The 19,133-nt window shown below is 64.1% G+C and carries 16 protein-coding genes; 6 read left to right on the top strand and 10 right to left on the bottom strand.

Going from position 1 to position 19,133, the window contains the following annotated elements:
- Positions 1-36: 36 nt before the first annotated feature.
- Positions 37-1,563 (bottom strand): ABC transporter permease, encoded by a 1,527-nt coding sequence (locus A4H34_RS04735; protein WP_064231256.1) that lies wholly within the window; start codon positions 1,561-1,563, stop codon positions 37-39.
- A gap of 179 nt (positions 1,564-1,742) precedes the next feature.
- Complete coding sequence (locus tag A4H34_RS04730; RefSeq protein WP_064231255.1) at positions 1,743-3,524, bottom strand: ABC transporter substrate-binding protein; 1,782 nt, start codon at positions 3,522-3,524, stop codon at positions 1,743-1,745.
- A gap of 518 nt (positions 3,525-4,042) precedes the next feature.
- Between A4H34_RS04730 and lipB the strand changes: the two genes are divergently transcribed.
- Both lipB and A4H34_RS04720 read left to right on the top strand, forming a co-directional pair.
- Positions 4,043-4,666, top strand: a complete 624-nt coding sequence (gene lipB / locus A4H34_RS04725; RefSeq protein ID WP_009199368.1) for a lipoyl(octanoyl) transferase LipB — start codon at positions 4,043-4,045, stop codon at positions 4,664-4,666.
- A gap of 3 nt (positions 4,667-4,669) precedes the next feature.
- On the top strand, positions 4,670-5,683 hold the full coding sequence (locus tag A4H34_RS04720) for a lipoyl synthase (RefSeq protein ID WP_009199369.1): 1,014 nt from the start codon (positions 4,670-4,672) through the stop codon (positions 5,681-5,683).
- On the opposite strand, the gene A4H34_RS04715 is transcribed toward A4H34_RS04720, so the two are convergent.
- The 5 genes from A4H34_RS04715 to A4H34_RS04695 form a co-directional block, all read right to left on the bottom strand.
- Positions 5,657-7,246 carry a class I adenylate-forming enzyme family protein gene (locus A4H34_RS04715; protein ID WP_064231254.1) on the bottom strand — a complete coding sequence of 530 codons (1,590 nt, stop codon included), beginning with the start codon at positions 7,244-7,246 and terminating at the stop codon, positions 5,657-5,659. The two genes, A4H34_RS04720 and A4H34_RS04715, sit on opposite strands and share 27 nt — an antisense overlap.
- A complete protein-coding gene (locus tag A4H34_RS04710) occupies positions 7,239-8,525 on the bottom strand; it encodes a M18 family aminopeptidase (RefSeq protein ID WP_064231253.1) in 1,287 nt (428 codons plus the stop codon). Before A4H34_RS04710 ends, A4H34_RS04715 begins: the two co-directional genes overlap by 8 nt.
- Before the next feature lie 204 nt (positions 8,526-8,729).
- Positions 8,730-9,206 (bottom strand): DUF488 domain-containing protein, encoded by a 477-nt coding sequence (locus tag A4H34_RS04705; protein ID WP_082903069.1) that lies wholly within the window; start codon positions 9,204-9,206, stop codon positions 8,730-8,732.
- Positions 9,207-9,225: 19 nt separating this feature from the next.
- Positions 9,226-9,834, bottom strand: coding sequence for a GNAT family N-acetyltransferase (locus tag A4H34_RS04700; protein ID WP_064231252.1), 609 nt, complete (start codon positions 9,832-9,834; stop codon positions 9,226-9,228).
- 1 nt (position 9,835) lies between these two features.
- The gene (locus A4H34_RS04695; RefSeq protein WP_064231251.1) at positions 9,836-11,326 is read right to left on the bottom strand and encodes an amino acid permease; all 1,491 of its coding nucleotides are present in this window, start codon (positions 11,324-11,326) and stop codon (positions 9,836-9,838) included.
- A gap of 666 nt (positions 11,327-11,992) precedes the next feature.
- Here A4H34_RS04695 and A4H34_RS04690 point away from each other — a divergent pair.
- Positions 11,993-13,012 carry a zinc-dependent alcohol dehydrogenase family protein gene (locus A4H34_RS04690; RefSeq protein WP_064231250.1) on the top strand — a complete coding sequence of 340 codons (1,020 nt, stop codon included), beginning with the start codon at positions 11,993-11,995 and terminating at the stop codon, positions 13,010-13,012.
- A 125-nt stretch (positions 13,013-13,137) separates the two neighbouring features.
- Here A4H34_RS04690 and A4H34_RS04685 read toward each other — a convergent pair whose 3' ends face one another.
- On the bottom strand, positions 13,138-13,722 hold the full coding sequence (locus A4H34_RS04685) for a YagU family protein (RefSeq protein WP_064231694.1): 585 nt from the start codon (positions 13,720-13,722) through the stop codon (positions 13,138-13,140).
- A 149-nt stretch (positions 13,723-13,871) separates the two neighbouring features.
- Positions 13,872-14,315: a TM2 domain-containing protein gene (locus A4H34_RS10660; protein WP_009199380.1), complete on the bottom strand. Its 444-nt coding sequence runs from the start codon at positions 14,313-14,315 to the stop codon at positions 13,872-13,874.
- Between the two features lie 452 nt (positions 14,316-14,767).
- On the opposite strand from A4H34_RS10660, the gene A4H34_RS04675 reads away from it, so the two are divergent.
- Positions 14,768-15,685 carry a DUF808 domain-containing protein gene (locus A4H34_RS04675; protein WP_064231249.1) on the top strand — a complete coding sequence of 306 codons (918 nt, stop codon included), beginning with the start codon at positions 14,768-14,770 and terminating at the stop codon, positions 15,683-15,685.
- Between the two features lie 375 nt (positions 15,686-16,060).
- Positions 16,061-17,425: a PAS domain-containing protein gene (locus A4H34_RS04670; RefSeq protein ID WP_009199383.1), complete on the top strand. Its 1,365-nt coding sequence runs from the start codon at positions 16,061-16,063 to the stop codon at positions 17,423-17,425.
- A 319-nt stretch (positions 17,426-17,744) separates the two neighbouring features.
- On the opposite strand, the gene A4H34_RS10945 is transcribed toward A4H34_RS04670, so the two are convergent.
- A complete protein-coding gene (locus A4H34_RS10945; protein WP_156510260.1) occupies positions 17,745-17,906 on the bottom strand; it encodes a hypothetical protein in 162 nt (53 codons plus the stop codon).
- A gap of 310 nt (positions 17,907-18,216) precedes the next feature.
- Here A4H34_RS10945 and A4H34_RS04665 point away from each other — a divergent pair, with 310 nt between their 5' ends.
- The gene (locus A4H34_RS04665) at positions 18,217-18,990 is read left to right on the top strand and encodes a DeoR/GlpR family DNA-binding transcription regulator (RefSeq protein ID WP_040322811.1); all 774 of its coding nucleotides are present in this window, start codon (positions 18,217-18,219) and stop codon (positions 18,988-18,990) included.
- The last annotated feature ends 143 nt before the right edge of the window (positions 18,991-19,133 follow it).

Genomic DNA, 19,133 nt, shown 5'->3' with positions numbered 1-19,133 from the left:
CCCTCCGAAGGGGCGTCACTGGATGTCATCGCAGCCTCACCGCCTGATTCTCGGGTCGATGTACGCGTATAGGATGTCGGCGACCATGTTCATGACGATGGCGGCGGTTCCCGTCACCGTGAAGAAGGCCATGACCGGCATCGGATCGACGGCGTCAAGCCCCGAACGGAACAGAGCGCCCATACCTTGCCAGCCGAAGATGGATTCCGTGATGACCGCCCCTCCGATGAGGTTGGCGAAATCCGTGGCGACGATGGTGGTGATCGGAATCATGGCGTTGCGGAAAGCGTGGCGGGTGATGACCGTGCGCTCGGGCAGTCCTTTGGATCTGGCGGTGCGAATGTAATCCTGCCCCAAAACCTCGAGCATCGACGAGCGCGTGTACCTCGTGTAGCTCGCGAAGGATATGAGGGTCAGGGAGATTGTAGGCAAAAGCAGATGCGTGGCGGTGTCGATGACGTTGAGCCAGAATATCTCCCCGCCCTCGAAGTTCGGCGTTCCCGCACCGACAGTCGGGACGGGGCGGTCGCCCACCACTTTGGTGTAGTCCGCCCAATATTCGGCCATGTAGTTCGCGAAAACGGCGAGGAAAGTGGCGCATGCCGTCCATACGTTGGCCCACATGACGGAGCGCTTGGCGTACCCGCCGAAGGCAAACCCGACGACGACCCCGGCGAGTATCGCCGCCAAAAGGAGGCCGAAGAGCAGACCCCACGTGGGCTGCCATAGGCTTCCGCTGGCGGCCAGGAAGATCACCAAGCTCATGGCCGAGGACCCAAGCGCTGAGGCCAGGGCCCTTCTGTTGGACAGGCCGCAGAAGAGCGACACAAAGAGCACGGCCGAGGCGATGGAGACCACGGCAATGAATCCCCATCCCAGCTGCGGGCTGAGGAACCACTTCGTGCTCGAGATGACGACGAGCGCGACGAGGGCGAAAAGGAAGGCACCCGCGCCCGCGCCCGCCCTCCGCCGGAGGTCCCCGCCGACGAGCGACTGTGCGAAAAGGGCGAAAATCGCCGCAAACAGCACGGTCGTCGCGAAGGATATGGTCGGGTCCTCCAGCCAGTCGTTGAACTTGATGGCGCCGTATTCCTTCAGGAGGACGGCGAAGACGAAGGACGGAAGCGAGAAGAAGGCGAAGGATATGAAGGTGACGACGTAATCGAATCCGGAATACTGCCGTATCGCCGTCATGACGCCGAAGAAAACGCCGAGGACGATGGCGAAGATCGTCGAGAGGAAGACGAGGCGAAGGCTCGATCCCATGGCGTCGACGAGAAGGTCGTTTACGCGCTGGCCTCTGAAATTGGTTCCGAAGTCACAGGCGCCCACGAAGCACTTGCTCGCCCCGCCGAGCCAGGCGAAGTAGCGCGTGTACCAGGGGTCGTTCAGGTGCATGACGGCTATGCGCCGGTCGATGAGGTTCTGGCGGTTGGGGCTCGTGCTTTCCCTGAGGTCGCCCAAGGGATCGCCCGCATTGATCGTCAGAATGAAAAGGATGACGGAGGCCGCCAGCATGACAAGGGCGGATATACCCAAGCGCTTGATTATGAACTTAAACACTAGGCGAATCTTCTTTCCAACGGTTCGCGAACATTGCTTCGTGGACTGACCTGGCCGAAGCAACATTGTGGAAGTGTACCAGTTTCACCTTCAGAGTCATTTGCCGAAGGCGAAAGGAGGGCCCCGCGGTGGCGCACGGCATCCGCGCCCGCAACAGCGGGGCCCTCCAGGTCAGCCGGTCACTTGGTCGACTTCCACTTCCACTTTTCGGCGTTCCACAGCACCTGCTTCTGGGTGATGTTTCGCTTGACGTTCTCCAAACCGTTCGAGTAACCGACGATGCCCGGCTGGACGTACAGCGGCAGGCCGAACAGATCGTCCCACAGCTGCTTTTCGATCACTTTCTTGGACTCGAGCCACACGCTCTTGTCCAAAGTTCCGGCGATCTTCTTCCATTCGGCGTCGACGGTCTTGTTGGAGTACTCGCTCTTGTTCTGCTGTCCTCCGGTTTGATAGATGTTCTGGCCCGAAACGACCTGTCCGGAGCCGTTCCAGCCGAAGAGCGCCATATCCCACTGGCCCGTGTAGTATTCGCCGCCCTCGTCCATGAACTTCGCGGACGAGTTGTCCTTAATGGTGATCCCGGCTTTCTTGCAGGAGGCGGTGATGAGGGCGACCGTCTCGGCGCGGCGAGGATTGCCGTTGCGGTATCCGATCCGAACCGTCGGATTCTTGATCCCCGAGGCGGCCACGTGTTCCTTCGCCTTTTCGATGTTCACCTTGTCGTACTCGCCGTTGTATGAGGCCTTGACGACGCCTTCATAGTCCTTGTCGGTCGGGAAGTACTCGCGGGCGTTGAGGACTTGGGCCTTCGCGTCGAGGGGCTTGATGAGCTTCTGAACTATCTCCGAGCGCGGCACGCAGTACGCCATCGCCTTGCGGAGGTGGATTCCGCCCTTGTTCTCGGCGAACACCGAATTCGAGCCGAAGTTGTAGTCGAGGTGCTCCCAGACCATGGTCGGCCCCTGCAGAAGCGTCACATTGGGCGTCTTCTTGATGCGGTCGATCGAGTCCTGGGTGGCCTGAGGCTCGATGACGTTCAGATCTCCGTTGGCCAGGGCCTGAAGCTGGGCGTCGTCTTCCACCTGCTTGATGACGAGCTCTTTGGTTCCAGCCTTCTCGCCCCACCAATCGGGGTTTCGCTCAAGCGTGACGTACTGCTTGGCCTTCCAACCGCCCTGCTTGAGCGCGAAGGGCCCGAAGGACGGAATCTCCTCGGCGGGAGGAAGCTTGCCCGGGGCAGTGTCGTTCCACTTGTTCCAGGCCTCGGCGGCCTTCTTCGCGACCGCGAAATCCTTGTTCTTGAGGGCCTTGAACAGATCCTGCTTGCTCATGCCGATCTTCTTGGCCACCACGTGCGAGGGAAGGGGCCCGCCCACATTGAGCTCCCAGTCGGGGTACACGGTGTCGTACTTGACCGTGAACTTCTTTTCGCCCTCGTTGCACTGAGGGCCTTGCGAGACGGGGTGAGCGTATCCCTCGGGGCTGGAAACGTGGTTGAAGAGGGGCTGGGCCTCTCCGCTCTTTTCGTCGACGGCGCCTGCGGCCTTTTGGCCTTCGAGGATCCAGTCGGGGTTCTGGCTCACCCAATCGAGGTAGAAGTCCTCGCAGGTGATCGGCGTCTTCCCCTGGTAGACCGCCTTCTCGTTGACCGTGTACTCGACGGTGAGCGGGTCGTCCGAGAGTTTCTTATAGTCGCCGAGATCGGTTCCGTGCTTCCACACCCCCTGGGGGTCGTAGTAACCGAAGCCGGTTTGCACGCGGTCGGTGACCGCCGCGGTCGTGGTCGAGTATGCCTCAACCGTAGAACCGTTGTAGCCGCCCCATTCCTGCTTGCCGGGAGAGTAGCTGATCGAATCTTTCGAGCCGGCTTTGAGCTCTTGCTTGCCGCCGGAGCCGCACGCCCCCAAGGCGAGCGCGGCCGCCGCAAAGGCCGCGACCATCGAGTAGGCCTTCTTCATAGAAGTTCCCCTCCTTATTTCGTTTTCTCATGCGGGGGATACCTCAGTGCGCATGGACCCCCGAGAACCAGGTAAACGAACCAACCATACGTTCGTAGGAAGGATCATATACCCAAAGCGGAAGGTTGTTACGCTTGTCCCACATTCTGGACTAAAACCATGGACAGTCTTTACTCCAGCAACAGGGTTGGCTCGACCCCCTTTTAACTTATATGCCCGGCATCTTTGACGCGAAGAAGAGATCCGACCCGCCAAGAAGATTGCCGATGTATAGCAATGAATGATAACGCATACTCTTACAATCTGCGACGGCGCAGGCCGATTCGGGGCTTCGCGAGCGCTCCGACGGGCGCTTGCCGGGCTCCTTGAAGGCCTCGCCCGGGCCGGCCGGTCGGGGACGCGCGCCCGGCTCGCCCCTCCGCCTTTCCTTCGCAGACCCGGCTTTCTCCCCGATTCGACAGCCTGGCCCGCCCTCTTGCCAATTCGAGAAGATGGGTCCAAAGGCCTAAAATCGAGATGTGAACATCCTTTGCCTCTTAGACAGAGGCCCCCTGAGTTACGCCGAAGTCGACGGGGTGCAGCGCGAGATCCACGCCGCTGTGGCGCGAGGCGAGGAGCCAGACACCCTCATCGTGTGGCAGGCGAAGGACGTCTACACGGCGGGTCGGCGCACCCGCCCCGAGGACGTTCCAGATCCGTCGGTGCCCGTCGTCAAGGTCGATCGCGGCGGCTCGGTGACCTACCACGGGCCGGGCCAGGTGATCGTCTATCCGATCGTCCGCGTGCGCCTTCCGAAGGACGTGGTCGCCTTCGTCCGCGCCGTCGAAGCGGCCGTGATCGAAGCGCTTTCGACCTTCGGCGTCCGCGGCGAACGGATCGCGGGGCGCTCGGGCGTGTGGGTCGGCGGCGAGAAGATCTGCGCCGTCGGGCTGAAGTTCGCCTCCGACACGACTATGCACGGCCTCGCCCTCAACGTGACGACCGACGTTTCGAAGTTCTTCCGGGTCAATCCGTGCGGAATCACGGATGCCGGAGTAACGTCTATGGAGCGGCAGGGCGTGGACGCCTCGCTCGAGGAGGCGGCGGCGGCGTTGACGTCGGCCCTCGGCAAGCACCTCGCGAGCTTCCAACAGGAAAGGTAAACGATGACGATCGCCCCCGAAGGACGCAAACTCCTGCGTGTCGAGGCCCGCAACGCCCAGACTCCGATCGAGAAGAAGCCCGACTGGATCCGAACCACCGCCGTCGTCGGCGAGGACTACGCGGACATGAAGAGCCTGGTCTCGACGTCCTCGCTGCACACGGTGTGCCAGGAGGCGCAGTGCCCGAACATCTACGAGTGCTGGCAGGACAGGGAGGCCACCTTCCTCGTCGGCGGCTCGGAGTGCACGCGGCGCTGCGACTTCTGCCAGATCGCCACCGGCAAGCCCAAGGGCCTCGACCGCGACGAGCCGCGGCGCGTAGCCGAATCCGTGCGTCATCTGGGCCTGCGCTACGCCACGGTCACCGGGGTGGCCCGCGACGACCTGCCCGACGGCGCCTCCTGGATCTACGCCGAGACGTGCCGCCAGATCCACGAGCTGTGCCCGGGCACGGGCGTCGAGCTGCTCGTCGACGACTTCCAGGGCGACGTCGGGGCGCTGCGTCAGGTCTTCGACTCCCGCCCGGAGGTTTTCGCGCACAACCTCGAAACGGTGCCGCGGATCTTCAAGAGAATCAGGCCCGCGTTCCGGTACGAACGGTCCCTGGACATCATCGCGATGGCGTCCGAGGAAGGCCTCGTCACCAAGTCGAATCTCATTCTCGGCATGGGCGAGACCCGCGAGGAGATCGAGGAGGCCATGGCGGCTCTGCGCGAGAACTCGTGCGACCTTCTGACAGTCACCCAGTACCTGAGGCCTTCCCCGCTCCACCATCCGATCGACAGGTGGGTCAAGCCCAAGGAGTTCATCGAGCTGCGCGATCTGGGAAGGAAGATGGGCTTCGCCGGCGTCATGGCCGGCCCTCTCGTGCGTTCCTCGTACCGCGCCGGGCGCCTCTACGGGATGGCGATGACGGCGAAGGGCCTCGAGCTGCCGCCGGGCATGGAGCACCTGGGCGAGCCGATGGAAGCCCGGCAAGAGGCGAGCTGGCTACTGTCCAAAGGAAGGGGCTGCTGAAACCAGGCGGTCCTTGACGGCGGCCCTGTCGACCTTGCCCTCGGCGTCGAGCGGGACCCTTTCGATGCGGGCCAAGCCGCGCGGAAGCTTGTACCTCGCGAGAACCTGAGCGGCAAAGGCCTGCAGCTCCGCGAGGGTCGGCACCGCTGCGGCGTCGCACACGATGGCGGCGGCGACGATTTCGCCCCACACCTCGTCCGGTATGCCGACCACGACGACGTCGTCGATCTTCGGATGGGCGCGCAGCACCTCCTCGACCTCCGCGGGATTGACGCCCTCGCCTCCCGTGCCAATGCGGTCGGAGAGGCGACCGACGATCGTCACCTCGTTGCCTCCGACGGCGACGTCGCCGGTGCGAAGCCACCCGCCCTCGACGAACGCCGACCGCGTCTGGTCGGCATTGTGCCAGTAGCCGGGGCTGATGGACGGCCCTCGTACGAGGAGCTCCCCCACCGTCGAGTCGGTCTGCGTCGTCGGATCGACGATCCTCGCCTCGACGTGCGCGTACGGCCTGCCGACGGCCCCGGACGCCCCGCTGCCGTACGGTTGGAACGTCCCCGACCCGGCGGTCTCCGTCATGCCCCAGACGACCGCCGGCTTGAGCCCGACGCCCTTGAGTCTGTCCAAGAGAGTGAGAGGAACCGGGGCCCCGCCGACGACTGGGAGCCGCAGGCTCGACAAATCGTGAGAGCCGCGTTCGGCTTCCGTGACGATCGCCCAGAACATCGTCGGAACTCCGAAGAAGATCGTGGCCTGCCACTGTTCGACCAGCCGGAGCGCCTCGGAGGCGTCGAAAGAGCGCATGAGGACGACGGCGCCGCCCGAGACGAACAGATCGAGGGTGCCCCCGTTGAATCCGCCGATGTGGGCGAGCGACGCGCCCACCACGATGACGTCCTCGACGCCGTACCCGAAGGCCTCCCGGAAGTTCCTGGCGGCCCACCAAAGGTTTCGGTGCGTGAGCTCGACCGCCCGGAGGCTTCCCGAGGCGCTTCCCGAGGTGTAGAAAATGGCGGCCGTTCCGGTCGGATACTCGACCGTGTTGAAGGACGCGCTCCCCGAGCCGCGGCAATCCGAGACCAGCGTGCCGTCGAGTGAGGCGAGTGCCGGCGTCAGGGCAAAGTAGCCGTTGGCGATTCCCGCGCCGTAGGAGCCGTCGGCCGGGTCGTCGTCGATCACGAAGCTCATGAAGGTTCCCGTCGAGGCAAAGCTTCCCCTCGCCGCAACCGTCGCGTCTGCGAAAATCGCCCGGGGCGAGCAGAAATCGACGATCTCCTGGACCTCGTTCTGCGCCAGCCTGAAGGAGACGGGGACGAAGACTGCGCCCAACCTGGCGCACGCGATGTAGACGAACAGGTGGTAGGGAGAGTTGTGCGCGACGAAGAGCACCCTGTCGCCCTTGCTCACACCGGACCGCGCGAGCAGCTGGGCGAGCTGGCGCGTCAGATGGGCGGCCTGCGCGACGGTCCACCGCCGGTCGCCGTAGACAACCGACAGGGCGGAAGGCCTGGCCCAAGCGGAGCGGTCGAGGGCAAACGCCGCGTTGTAGGAGGAATCATGCAATCGTCCAGTACCCCCGCAAGATCTGCGCCAGCGCCCAGTCGTCGGCGATCGAAGAGAGTTCGCGAACCGAATGCATGGACAGGAGCGGAACCCCGACGTCCACGGTGTCGATTCCCAGGCGGGTCGCCGTCAGCGGGCCGATCGTCGTGCCGCAGGGAACCGAGTTGTTCGAAACGAATGTCTGCACGGGCTGGTCGGCGTCCGCAGCAGCCCGCAGCCACAGGGCGCAGCCGGTCGAATCGGACGCGTAGCGCTGGTTCGCGTTCACCTTGACCATGGGCCCGCCGCCGGCAGTGGGATACTGCGTTGGGTCGTGGTAACCCGGATAGTTCGGGTTGATCGAGTGCCCGGCGTCGGCGCTCATGCACGTCGTGCGTGCAAGCATCCGGTAGTACTCGTCCTCGCTCGCGCCCAGAGCCAGGGCCGTGCGGCGCAGAACCCATTCGAGAAGCGGGCCTGCCGCGCCCGTGGCCGTGGAGGAGCCGACCTCTTCGTGGTCGAAAGCCGCATACACCGCGATGCAGCGGCTCTGGGCGGCCAGTTCCGCCTCGGCCGCCAAGAGCGCCGTCAGGCCGGCGTGGACGGACACGAGGTTGTCCTGCCGCCCGCCGGCCAAAAACTCGCCCGAAATGATCTCCGGCCGTTGGACGTCGAATGCGTACGCGTCGACGGCCGCAATCCGTTCGGCGGGAATTCCGGCGCTCTGCGCGATAGTCGCGGCGATCGACCGTTCGCCCGTGCCGCACACCGGTTGGAGATGCCTCTGCCTGTCGAGCGTCAAACGCTCGTCGACGGAACGGTCGAGGTGCGGAGCCAGCTGCGGGATCGTCATGACCGGCCCGGTTGTGAACAGCCTCTCCTCGCCGTCAACGGCGGTCACTCGGCCGGCGACGCCGAGGTCGCGATTGAGCCACGAGTTGGCGAGAAGGCCGCCGTAGGTCTCGACGTTGACGGACGCAAAGCCGAATGCGCCGGAGTCCGCAACCGGTTTCACCTTGAACGACGGCGAATCGGTGTGCGCCCCGACGATGCGGAATCCGCTGCGCGGGCCTGCGCCTTGGGGAACAAACCACGCCACGACGGCGCCCGAACGGACGATGTAGTGTCCGCCGGGCGCGGCGCTCCATTCGTCTTCCGCGCGTTGGCGCAGGTATCCGGCGGCGTCAAGGCGCGACGCCGCCTCCGTCGCAGCGTGAAAAGCGGTCGGGGAAGCGACGATGAAGTCGCGAAGATCAAGCGCGTGAGCGGTCGCCGAGTCCCCGTCAAAGTGCTTCTGCATGATTCAACAGTCTAGTGCGCAATGAGGGCTGACGCCGCACCGATTCCCAACGTACTGTTTTCCGGGTGCTCCCTTTGCGCTCGGCCAGGCCGTTCCCTGCGGCTTGCCCCTTGCCGTCGGCGGTTCGCCGACCTCTCCCCCGCCGTCGGCCCGTGACCGGCCGGCCGCAAGCGCGGGCACGTCCAGTCGCAAACGCGGGCACGGTCAGCTGGAAGCCCGCGCCCCGTCGGCGGACGGGTCCTCCCCGCGCTGCCATTTTGCGACGTCGAGAAGGACGTCGCGCAGCACTTTCGCGTGATTGTGCACCGCGTCTTTCCCGGCATAGACAAGCGTCACATGCTCGGGAGCGTGGGAGAGGAAAGCGGAAACGGCGTCGCCCTCCTCAAGCTCGCGGCGATAAGCCGAGCGGAACTCGTCCCACCGTCCTGCGGTGTCCTCGTGAAACCACTTTCTCAGGTCCGTCGAGGGGGTCAGGTCCTTCGCCCACTCGTCCACGGCGGCTTTGGCCTTCGACACTCCTCGCGGCCACAGCTTGTCGACGAGCACGCGGAGGCCGTCGGAGGGGTCCGGCTCTTCGTATACTCTCTTGAGCGAGACGTCCCTGAGGCGGACGGCGCCGCCCTCGAGCGACGATCGTCCCTCGCCGACCGGTTCATGCCGTTGCGTCGATTGAGATTCCATAGTTCAAATCGCCTCCTTGTCAGCGTTTGACCTTGCCGGGGCGCCACATGCACACGACGGCCCACGGCTTTCCCTGCTCGGCTGCACCCATGGGGATGAAGCCTTTTCTCTCGTATAGGGCCTGCGATCCCGGCGTCGAGGATTCCAGGTAGGCGGCGTGGTCCCCGGCTTCCGCAATTCCGTGGTCAAGGAGCGCGCCTCCCACGCCTCTGCCCTGCGCTTCGCCGACGACGCCGAGGAACCCCAGATACCAGTGCGGAAAACGAGGCGCGAGTTTGTCGGATTTCCGCTCAAGGCGACGGACGCGCAAGGTCGATCGGCCGTAAGCCGCGAGCAGCCGGGCATTCATGCGCGCCGTCGCGATCCATCCCGGCTCGCGCCCAGGAGCCTGCCACATCGCCGCCCCGACGGCCGTTCCGGCGTCGTCCCTGGCTATGTCTATGCGCCCGTACGGAAGGAAACACTCCTCGACCAGCACCCGAAAAGCGCGCGGGACGACCTTTTCATACCGTTGTCGCGGCCCAATCGCCGCCAACGTGAAGGGGTCCGCGCGGAAGGCCCTCGTCAAGACTTCGACGACTTCGACGACGTCGCCCGGGCGCGCCGTCGATATTTTCAACGGATCCACTTCAGCTCCACCCTCCTTCGGAATCCGGCTGTTTGCCGGCATCCGGCTGTTTGCCGGCTTCTTCGCCCGCGCTGTATGTCTCGGCGGCGGCGCGGGCGACGCCTCGCACGCGCCACCATCCCAGGCCCAGCACGCCGAACCAGAGCGGGGTCACGGCCAGGGCCGTCAAAGTGTCGCGGTCGCGCGTGAGGGCGACGAGGATGAAAACAAAGAACGCGAGCACAACCCACGGCATGACGGTTGAGCCGGGCATCTTGTACTCCGACGTCGCGTGCGCCTTCGGGTCGCGCCGCCGATAGACGACGTGGCAGACGAGGATGATCGACCAAACGAACAGGAAGAGCACCGACGCCAGGGCGACGACGATCTTGAAGGCGCTCTGGAGCCCGCTCGAAAGAGTGAGGAAATGCGCAGAGCAAATGACGCACACCGTGACGACGAGCCCGCGCCACGGAACCCCGACGCGCGTGAGCTCGCGGAAGCCCCCGGGCGCCATTCGTTTGTGCGCCAGCCCGAAGAGCATCCGCGACGTCGAATAGATCCCCGAGTTGCACGAGGACGAGGCGCTGGAAAGTATGACGGCGTTCATGATCCCGGCGGCCCCCGCGAGGCCGGCGAGGCCGAAAAGGCTGACGAAAGGAGAAATCTTCGGATTGATCTCGTTCCATGGCGTCACGCACATGATCGCCGCGAGCGCGACGACGTAGAAAAGGAGGATCCTCACGGGAATCGCATTGATGGCGCGCGGCAGGGTGAGGCGGGGGTTGGCGGTCTCGGCCGCCGTCGTGCCGACGAGCTCGATTCCCACGAAGGCGAAGACGGCCAGCTGGAAGCCGTTGACGAATCCCGCGAACTTCGTGGGGAATATTCCGCCGTGGCTCCACAGGTGGGAGACGGAGGCCGTCGTCCCGTCTGGCGAAGTGAAACCGACGATCACCATGAAGGAAGCGACCCCTACAAGCGCGACGATCGCCACCAGCTTGACGATCGCGAACCAGAATTCGATTTCGCCGAACAGCTTGACGGAGGCGAGGTTCATGACGAGGAGGGCGAGCATGACCGCGGTGGTCAGGACCATCGCGAGCCACCGCCAGTCCTCCCCGAGCCAGTACTCCCAGTATCCGGTGATGGCCACGACGTCGGCCATTCCGATGACGACCCAGCTGAACCAGTATGTCCACCCCACGAAGAAGCCCGCCCACGGCCCGAGGATATCCGCTGCGAAGTCCTGGAAAGAGCGGTATTCGAGCTTGTGCAGCAGCAGCTCCCCCATGGCGCGCATCACGAAGTACAGCATGAAGCCGATGACCGCGTACACAAAGAGGATCGAGGGGCCGGCCTTTGAAATCGTCTCGCCCGAACCCAGGAAAAGGCCCGTGCCGATGGCGCCGCCCAGGGCGATGAGCTGGATGTGGCGGTTGGACAGGCTGCGCTGGAGGTTCCGTTCTTCCGCGGCCTCGATGACGTCTTCTCTTCCCGTCGCCTCGGTCATAGATTCCTCCTCTTGAGTGCCGCGCAGGTCCCTGCATCGGCGTTTTGCCTTGTCGCTGCGGATTCGCTCCTCGGGCCGCGTCCGCCGCCAATCGTCGATCGACGCTGCACTGCAGGCGCAACCGACGGGCGTCTTTTCAGCGCTGTTTCGGCGTGCCAGAGCCGTCTTCCTCCGCCGACGAACCGGGGTCGCCGCCTGACGAACCGAGACTGCGGCCCCGACGCGCCTAAGCCTTGTCGGAAAACTCGCGCGTCGAACTCACGCGTCTTAGAGAGTACAGCATTTCGGAGGCGCCGCCGCGCCGAAACGGCCTGCTTGGCGCCGTCCGACCCGCAAATGTCAAACGGACGCGGCTCTTCTAGAACTTTTGCCTGCGCGTGAAATAATTCTGCCAAGGGCAATCGTCGCCTCCTTAGAGCGCCGAAAAACCTTAGGATCTCATTGTATGCAGGGCCACGCTGGCCAAATGCATGCGGCCGCCGAGCGCGCCGCGCAAGGTCGAGCCCGCTGCACAGGCGAAGTCAGGCGGCGTCGCACAGGCGACCGGAAACAAACGGCTGGAAAAGCGGCTGCCTCGGCAGGAAGCTTCCCGCCCGCCGAAGCCGTCCACGAACCGGCGCGGACAGCGGCTTTCGTCAACAGCCATAAACTTCGAAAGGAAACCCCATGCGAGGAGCAGTCATGCACGGCCCGGGCGACGTCAGGATCGAGGACCTCGACGTCCCTTCCGTCGTCGAACCGACCGACGCCGTCATCGAAGTCGCCGCCGCCTGCATCTGCGGATCGGATCTGTGGCCGTACCGCGGCCTCGAGCCGTCGGACGGCCGGCCGATGGGCCACGAATACGTGGGCACAGTCACCGAGGTCGGCGACGCCGTTAAAAACGTGAAGGTCGGCGACTTCGTCGTCGGATCTTTCTGCCTCTCCGACAACACGTGTGAGATATGCCGCTCCGGGTACCAGTCGCGTTGCGTCAACGGCGGCTTCGTCCAGGGCGCCCAGGCTCAGTACGCGCGAATCCCGCTGGCCGACGGAACGCTAGTCGTCGTTCCGGGAGGACGGCCGAGGGACGAGGCGACCCTCGCCTCTCTCTTGGCCGCATCCGACGTTCTTGGAACCGGTTGGTTCGGCGCCGTCGCCGCCGATGCGGGCCCGGGCAAAACGATCGCTGTCGTGGGCGACGGCGCCGTCGGGCTCATGGCCGTTCTGGCCGCAAAGCAGCTCGGCGCCGAGAGGATCGTCGCCATGTCGCGCCACGAGGACCGCGCCGCACTTGCGCGGGAGTTCGGCGCCACGGACGTCGTCGCCGAACGCGGCGACGCGGGAGTGGCTGCCGTCAAGGAGCTCACGGGAGGCTTGGGCGCCCACGGCGTGGTCGAGGCCGTCGGCACCCAGGAATCGATGATGCAGGCCATCGGGGCGTGCCGTCCGGGCGGGCATGTCGGATACGTCGGCGTCTCCCACGACGTCTCGCTTCCCGGCCAAGAGCTGTTCTTCGCCCAGGTCAACCTGCTCGGCGGCCCCGCCCCCGTGCGCCGGTTCCTGCCCGACCTCGTCGAGAGGATCCTCAAAGGCAAGATCGATCCGGGCAAGGTCTTCAACCTCGTCCTTCCTTTGGACGACGCCGCGGAGGGCTACAAAGCGATGGACGAAAGGCGCGCCGTCAAGGTGCTTCTTCAGCCTTGACGACCGCCCTGAGTCGAAACGCCCGGAGTCGCAAAGTCACAGGAATCCTTCGCAAACGAATGGGGAGCCCGCTTTTTGCGGGCTCCCCATTCGTTTTGGCGCTTCTTTCCGCCGAAGCTGCGGGCTCAGCCAGAGGCTTTGGCGTTGCGAGCGGGTTCGGCGTCAAGAGGCACTTCGGGATCGGGCATGCGCGTAATTCTGTTGCGCAAGTCTCGCCTCACAATCTCGATGGCCCACATCCACACGACGTGGCCGAGAGCCTCGGAAAAGTGCTCTTCGAAAGGCTGGTCCCAGGGCGCGGGGACAGTGCCCATAGCCGGCATCAGGACGACGTGAAACAGAACCCACAAAGTCAAGCCGCACGCAGCCCCCTGCCACAGCTTTGCCTTCGGATATTTCTCTGCGATCAGGCAGTAGGCGAGCGCGAAGAATATGGCGAAGGAAAAGTGGATGGCGAAAGAGTATATGGGAAGCTCGTTGCCGTTGAAGGTCACCGTCGTGTGACTCGCCTCGGGCGACATCCCCAACTGCTCCAGAAGCTCCTGCGGAGGATTGGTGGCGTTGCGCTCGGGCGTTCGCGGCGGGAAGGGAACCTCCCATCCGAATTTGACGATGGCGGAAAACACGCCGCCGACGAGGCCGGCGACGGCGGCCGCCTTGTAGTTGCGTCGGGACTTCGGTGTGGTGGTCAGCAGGCTTTTCAAACCCATGAGCGTCCTCCTGTCGATGATCGCGATAGGCACACCATAAACGGCAATTCCCTTGTATAGCAGCCTCACACGCTGTCAAAGCCCAAGCTGGCCGCCCCGTCAGAAGGCGCACGCCTGCCCCGGCCGGCCCGCGGCCCCGGCGGAAGGCGTCAGTTCGCCGTGTCCCATACAGTTACGGGACGCCCGTCGATGTCTGTGAAGGATCCCGCCGCGATCATGATGATGTCGACGAGCGTCCAGATTCCCAGGCCGCCGAGCGTGAAGATCATCGCGACCCCGCTTCCGATCTTTCCGACGTAGAAACGGTGGACGCCGATTACGCCGAAGAACCAGGCGAGAAGCAGGGCAACAAGACGGCTCTTGTCTGAGGCGTTCGGGTCGCGGCCGGGACGGTAGTAATACCCCTGGCCATAGGCGGCGTTGCCCGGATTCGGGTACCCGCCGGGGCCAGCATTAGGGTAACCCCCGGGGTATCCGCCCGGATTCGGGTAGCCCCCGGGATTCGGGGCCCCGTTGACTCCGAGATAAGGGGCGCCGGCGCCTCCCGCCGAGCCGGCGGACGGCGGCTGGTTCGGAAAGTTTTGATAAGACATGAACTCACCTGATTGAGATAGAAAAGTGCAAGCTGTAGAACCGCGTAGGTTTCCCTCAGTCTATAACGTCATGCAGCGGACACAAGCAATCAGATCTGCCCAATTCGGCGCCCCCGGCAGGCGGGCCTTCCGACGGCGCGCGAGCAACGGCGCCGGTTTCCTTGGATTTCACTGCCCGACGCCGGCAGACGTGCGCGCCGAGCAGAGTCCCCTTTTTTGGCATTTCACACGGTGGAGCGCTCCCCAACGGAGCCCGTCGCCGTCGTTCGACGCCGCTTTCCCGGCCTCGCGCCGACGGCTTCTCGGCGGCCCGAGCTCAACAATCCGCCGTCGCCCCAGAGCCGAAGGCCGGAAAAGAAAACGGAAGCCGGAGGGCGCCGGAAGCCGAAAACGAAACTCGGACGGCCGCCGCGAGCCGGTAAGCTCGTACCAGCCCATCGAGAAGGAGAACCATGGCAACCGGACTCGCCGCCCTCTTGGACGACATCGCGGCCCTCGTCAAACTCACCGCCTCCAGTTTGGACGACGTCGCAGCGGGAGTCGCCAAAGCGGGATCGAAGGCGATAGCGGTCGTCGTCGACGACACGGCGGTCACGCCGCAGTACGTCGAGGGTATCGATCCCAAGCGCGAGATCCCCATCATCGGGAGAATCGCGAAAGGATCGCTCGTCAACAAGGGCATCATCTTGGTCGGGGCTCTCCTCTTGTCGGCTTTCGCGCCGTGGGCTTTGACTCCTTTGCTGATGGCCGGCGGCTCCTATCTCTGTTTCGAGGGGGCGCACAAGATCTGGGGCAAGCTCACGGGACACGGCGAAGCGCAGGCGGCGGTCACGGAAGGCGGCCAGGCGGAAGACGCGATCGTCAAAAACGCCGTGCGCACCGATTTCATCCTCTCAACCGAGATCATGGTCATCGCTCTCGCCGAAGTCACCGAACAGAACATCGCCTACCGGGCCGCGATCCTCGCTGTCGTCGCGGTCTTGATCACCGCTTTGGTCTACGGGATTGTGGCCTGCCTGGTAAAGATCGACGACCTCGGGCTGCACATGGCCTCCAAAGAGAGCTCCGCCACACGAAAGATGGGGCGGGGCCTCGTCAAGGCCATGCCCAAAGCCCTTTCGGCGATCACCGTGGTCGGAGTCGCGGCGATGCTGTGGGTCGGCGGTCACCTGCTCGTCAGCGGCAGCGACAAGCTCGGCTGGTCCGCGCCGCACGACGTCGTCCACAGCCTTTCCTCGGCAGTGCCCCGCGGATTTCTCTCGTGGATCGTCGAAACGTCCTGCTCGCTGGCGGTCGGATTCGTCTTCGGCAGCCTCATAGTGGCCTTCCAGGCCGCCGTCGGCCGCGTCCGCGGAGGCTCGGACCACTGATCTGTCCGGGGAGCGGGCCCACGCGGAAGCCTTCGGACCGTGCCGAATCCTCGAATGCGTTTTCCCTGGGAGGGCGAGCGCGTCGAGGCCGCCTCGTAACAGCGACGCCAGAGCGCTTCCCGGCGGAGCAGCTTTAAGTGTTCCTTCGCGGATTCCGCGGTTTGCAGCCGCTCGCCGGCGGAGCCCGTTTCACTCCCACCCCGAGTCCTAGGGCCACAAGGGAAAGATCCTACTGCGGGGCGAGCTCAAAAGCCTGACAACTGATAAGATTGACACCGTATTAAATAACGCAACGGAGCTCACGCAGCGGATCACGCACCCGATCACGCAGTCAATGCAGCTCCATTGCATCGCGCACCAAAAGGAGCCTATTACATGGCCAAACATGTCGTTCCAACCGGCGCCGTGCATTCGTTCGGCATCGACGAGCTGTTCTTTTCCGTGACTGACTCGAAGGGCGTCATTGAATCGTCGAACGAGGTGTTCGTTCGGCTTTCTCACTACTCCCACGACGAGTTGATGGCCTCTCCCCACAACATTATCCGCCACCCGGAGATGCCCGGCGCGGCTTTCAAACTTCTCTGGGACACCGTCCGAAAGGGAGAGCCTTTCGCCGCATACGTGAGGAATCTGGCCGCGAACGGGTCCGAGTACGACGTTTTCGCCACAATCACTCCCCTGCCGGGCAATCGCTACCTCTCGGTTCGCACCCGCCCGGTGTGCGAGGACCTTTTCACGACGACGAACGGTCTCTACAGCGACGTCCACGCGTTCGAGGCCGGGCTGAAGGAAAATGGGGCAAGCCGCAGGGAGGCCGCGGCGTCCGGGGTCCAGAAGGCTGCGGAGATGCTCAAAGGCCTGGGGTTTGCGAGCTACGAGGATTTCCAGAACGCAGTGCTGCCGGCCGAGGTCGCGGGGCGCGAGGCGCTCTCGGCGGGATTCCCGCGCAGACCGAATGCCCAAGGCGTTCTCCGCGACGCGCTGGAGACCATTGAGGGCGTCTACAACGAACTCGCCGTTTGGGTCGACGAGCAGAAGGACCTCGCCGACCTGTCGACCGAACTGCGTCGAGTGGCCGACGAAATCGAAGGTCGCCTGTCCAACGCCACAGTCAAGCCCGAGACGATCGAGACGATTTCCGCCCACGGCCCGGCGATGCAGCCCCTCATCGAACCGCTTCAGGTGTGGACGTCGATGCAGAGCATCGTCGCCTCGACTCTCACCCGTTTGGTCGAGTCTCTGCGCGAGCTGGAAAAGACGAGTGCGCGCACGCGCTTCCGAGTGGCGCTCGCCCGGCTGCACACGACGATGCTGGCGACGTTCATCGCCGAGCTCATCGACAGCGGCGACAGTTCGCGCGAGTCGGTCGAAGCCATCTGGATGCTGACCAAGGCTCTGCGCCAAGGGCTCTACGAGATGGAAGAGCAGACCGCGGCATTCCGCCGGCTGGCGAGCAACACCGTGTGGAACATTGATCAGGCCATCTCAATGCTCGGCATTCCCAGCCAGGTTCTCTCGATGTGGAAGACGACGGCCGAAACGATGACCCTTCCTGACGACGTCGCGGCGCTCGTGCCCGGCATCTCTGAGGGAGTCGTCGACTACACCGGAAAGATTCTCAACGACTCGGCGAGCCTTGCCGCTCGCTGCAACGCTTTGGGTGAGCAGCACGATTCAACTCGCATGAAGGCGTTGGTGGACCGCGCCGAAGATATGGCAGCGCGCCTCGCGCAAGGCTGACTCGTGCACCGGGGCGGGGCCGACATTCAGTCGGCCCCGCCCCTTTACTTTCGCCATATGCCCTGCCGCGGCCAAAACGACGGCCTGCGCAGGAGCCAGGCGGACGGTTCAAGAATCCCCGAAAGAGAATCGCGCCCCTTCAGATCGGCTCCTCAGCGCGGTTCTCTGCCCGCTTTCCAATTCGTTTTTCTAGGCCGTTTTCCCAATCCGCTCTCCGATTCGGGAACGGTATGTTTTCGATGCAAGTTCCCTGCGCGGTGCGTTTGTTGCAGGAGGCGTTCCCTGCGCGACAGGCCTTCTAAGCGGGCGCCATTGTTCTCTATGCGGGGACGATGTGCGGCGTGAATTCTTCGATGACCGCCCGGAGATAGCCTTCGCGGGTGTCCGTCTTCAGATCGATCTTCGACGTCACACGCTCGAACCACATTCCGTAGGCACTGGAGATGAAGTTGGACACGATCGCTCCATTCATTGTTGACATTTGGCTTTTCCATGCGGAAAAGGCCCTGACCTCAACGAGGCTACCCGCCCAAACGATCAATGGGTATGATCATTTAGAACGTAAACGATCGTCTCTGAGGGCCGGCCGGAAACCGAACCGCCCGGACAATAGATGCAAGCGGGCAGCGCCGAAGAGGCACTGCCGAATCCCGAAGCGGGGCACGCGGCCATTCCCCGACCTCCATTCGCGCTCGGCCCGTCGATGCGGCCGAATCCCGAAGCGGGGCACGCGGCCATTCCCCGACGGCAAGCGACTAAAGCCACGAAAATCAAGGAAACGAGGAAAAGAAGTGAAGCCTCGACAGCTGGCCTCGGAGCGCCATAGGGCAATCATGCGGGCGCTGAACGGGACGGAGGCCGTGAGCGTCACAGCGCTCGCGCGCCTGACCGGCGTCTCGGCCGTGACAATCCGCCGCGACCTGACGGAGTTGGCGCACGAGGGCCTCGTCACCCGCGTCCACGGCGGCGCGCTGCGTTCCCCCAAACGAGGAACGGCCCATCCTTTTCCCCTTCGAAAAACCCAAGATCTTGAGGCGAAGCACCTTTTGGCCAAGGCCACCGCCCGCCTGATCGACGACGGCGAGAGCGTGATCCTCGACAACGGAACGACCTGCGACCTCGTTGCGGAGAATCTGGCGGGGCGCGACATCACGGTTCTCGCGTTGAGCTTGCGGGCCGCCGTGACGTTGGCGGAAGCGCCGGGGGTGCGCGTCGTCGTCCCCGGCGGCGCGGTCGAAACGGCTTCGCTCGCCATGCTCGCGAGCCCCGTCATCGACGTCGTGAGGGATTTCCGCGCCGACGTCGCCGTTCTCGGAGCTTGCGCGGCGTCCGTCGCCAACGGCCTCACATGCATCAACCCGTCGGACGCGACGCTCAAACGAAATATCCTGCAATCGGCCGCGCGAGCCATACTTCCCGCCACGCCCAGAAAACTCACGCGCTCTTCGGTCCATAGATTCGGCACGCTCGAAGATCTTGCGGATCTTCTCACGACGTCGGACATCCCAGAAGAATCTCTGGTCGACCTTCGCTCGAGTGGAGTGCCGATCACGATCTGCGATTAGCATGATCCGAAAATGCCGGGCTCCGAACCTCAGACAACCGAGCTCGGAGCCTAGGACAGCCGGCTCTAAACCCCAGACAACCGACTCTCAACCCCGGACAACCGAGCTCGGAGCGTCAAAGACCGGGCGAAAGAAGCTCCGAA

The organism is Peptidiphaga gingivicola, from assembly GCF_001652275.1.
Lineage (GTDB): Bacteria > Actinomycetota > Actinomycetes > Actinomycetales > Actinomycetaceae > Peptidiphaga > Peptidiphaga gingivicola.
The sequence above is the reverse complement of the archived record's forward strand: the minus strand, read 5'-3'. Positions and strand labels throughout refer to the sequence as shown.

Excerpts from the sequence above, each read along its gene's own strand:
- A4H34_RS04730 (WP_064231255.1), bottom strand. The coding sequence starts at position 3,524 with ATGAAGAAGGCCTACTCGATGGTCGCGGCCTTTGCGGCGGCCGCGCTC.
- A4H34_RS04720 (WP_009199369.1), top strand. The coding sequence starts at position 4,670 with ATGACGATCGCCCCCGAAGGACGCAAACTCCTGCGTGTCGAGGCCCGC.
- A4H34_RS04710 (WP_064231253.1), bottom strand. The coding sequence starts at position 8,525 with ATGCAGAAGCACTTTGACGGGGACTCGGCGACCGCTCACGCGCTTGAT.
- A4H34_RS04705 (WP_082903069.1), bottom strand. The coding sequence starts at position 9,206 with ATGGAATCTCAATCGACGCAACGGCATGAACCGGTCGGCGAGGGACGA.
- A4H34_RS04695 (WP_064231251.1), bottom strand. The coding sequence starts at position 11,326 with ATGACCGAGGCGACGGGAAGAGAAGACGTCATCGAGGCCGCGGAAGAA.
- A4H34_RS04690 (WP_064231250.1), top strand. The coding sequence starts at position 11,993 with ATGCGAGGAGCAGTCATGCACGGCCCGGGCGACGTCAGGATCGAGGAC.
- A4H34_RS04685 (WP_064231694.1), bottom strand. The coding sequence starts at position 13,722 with ATGGGTTTGAAAAGCCTGCTGACCACCACACCGAAGTCCCGACGCAAC.
- A4H34_RS10660 (WP_009199380.1), bottom strand. The coding sequence starts at position 14,315 with ATGTCTTATCAAAACTTTCCGAACCAGCCGCCGTCCGCCGGCTCGGCG.
- A4H34_RS04675 (WP_064231249.1), top strand. The coding sequence starts at position 14,768 with ATGGCAACCGGACTCGCCGCCCTCTTGGACGACATCGCGGCCCTCGTC.
- A4H34_RS04670 (WP_009199383.1), top strand. The coding sequence starts at position 16,061 with ATGGCCAAACATGTCGTTCCAACCGGCGCCGTGCATTCGTTCGGCATC.
- A4H34_RS10945 (WP_156510260.1), bottom strand. The coding sequence starts at position 17,906 with ATGTCAACAATGAATGGAGCGATCGTGTCCAACTTCATCTCCAGTGCC.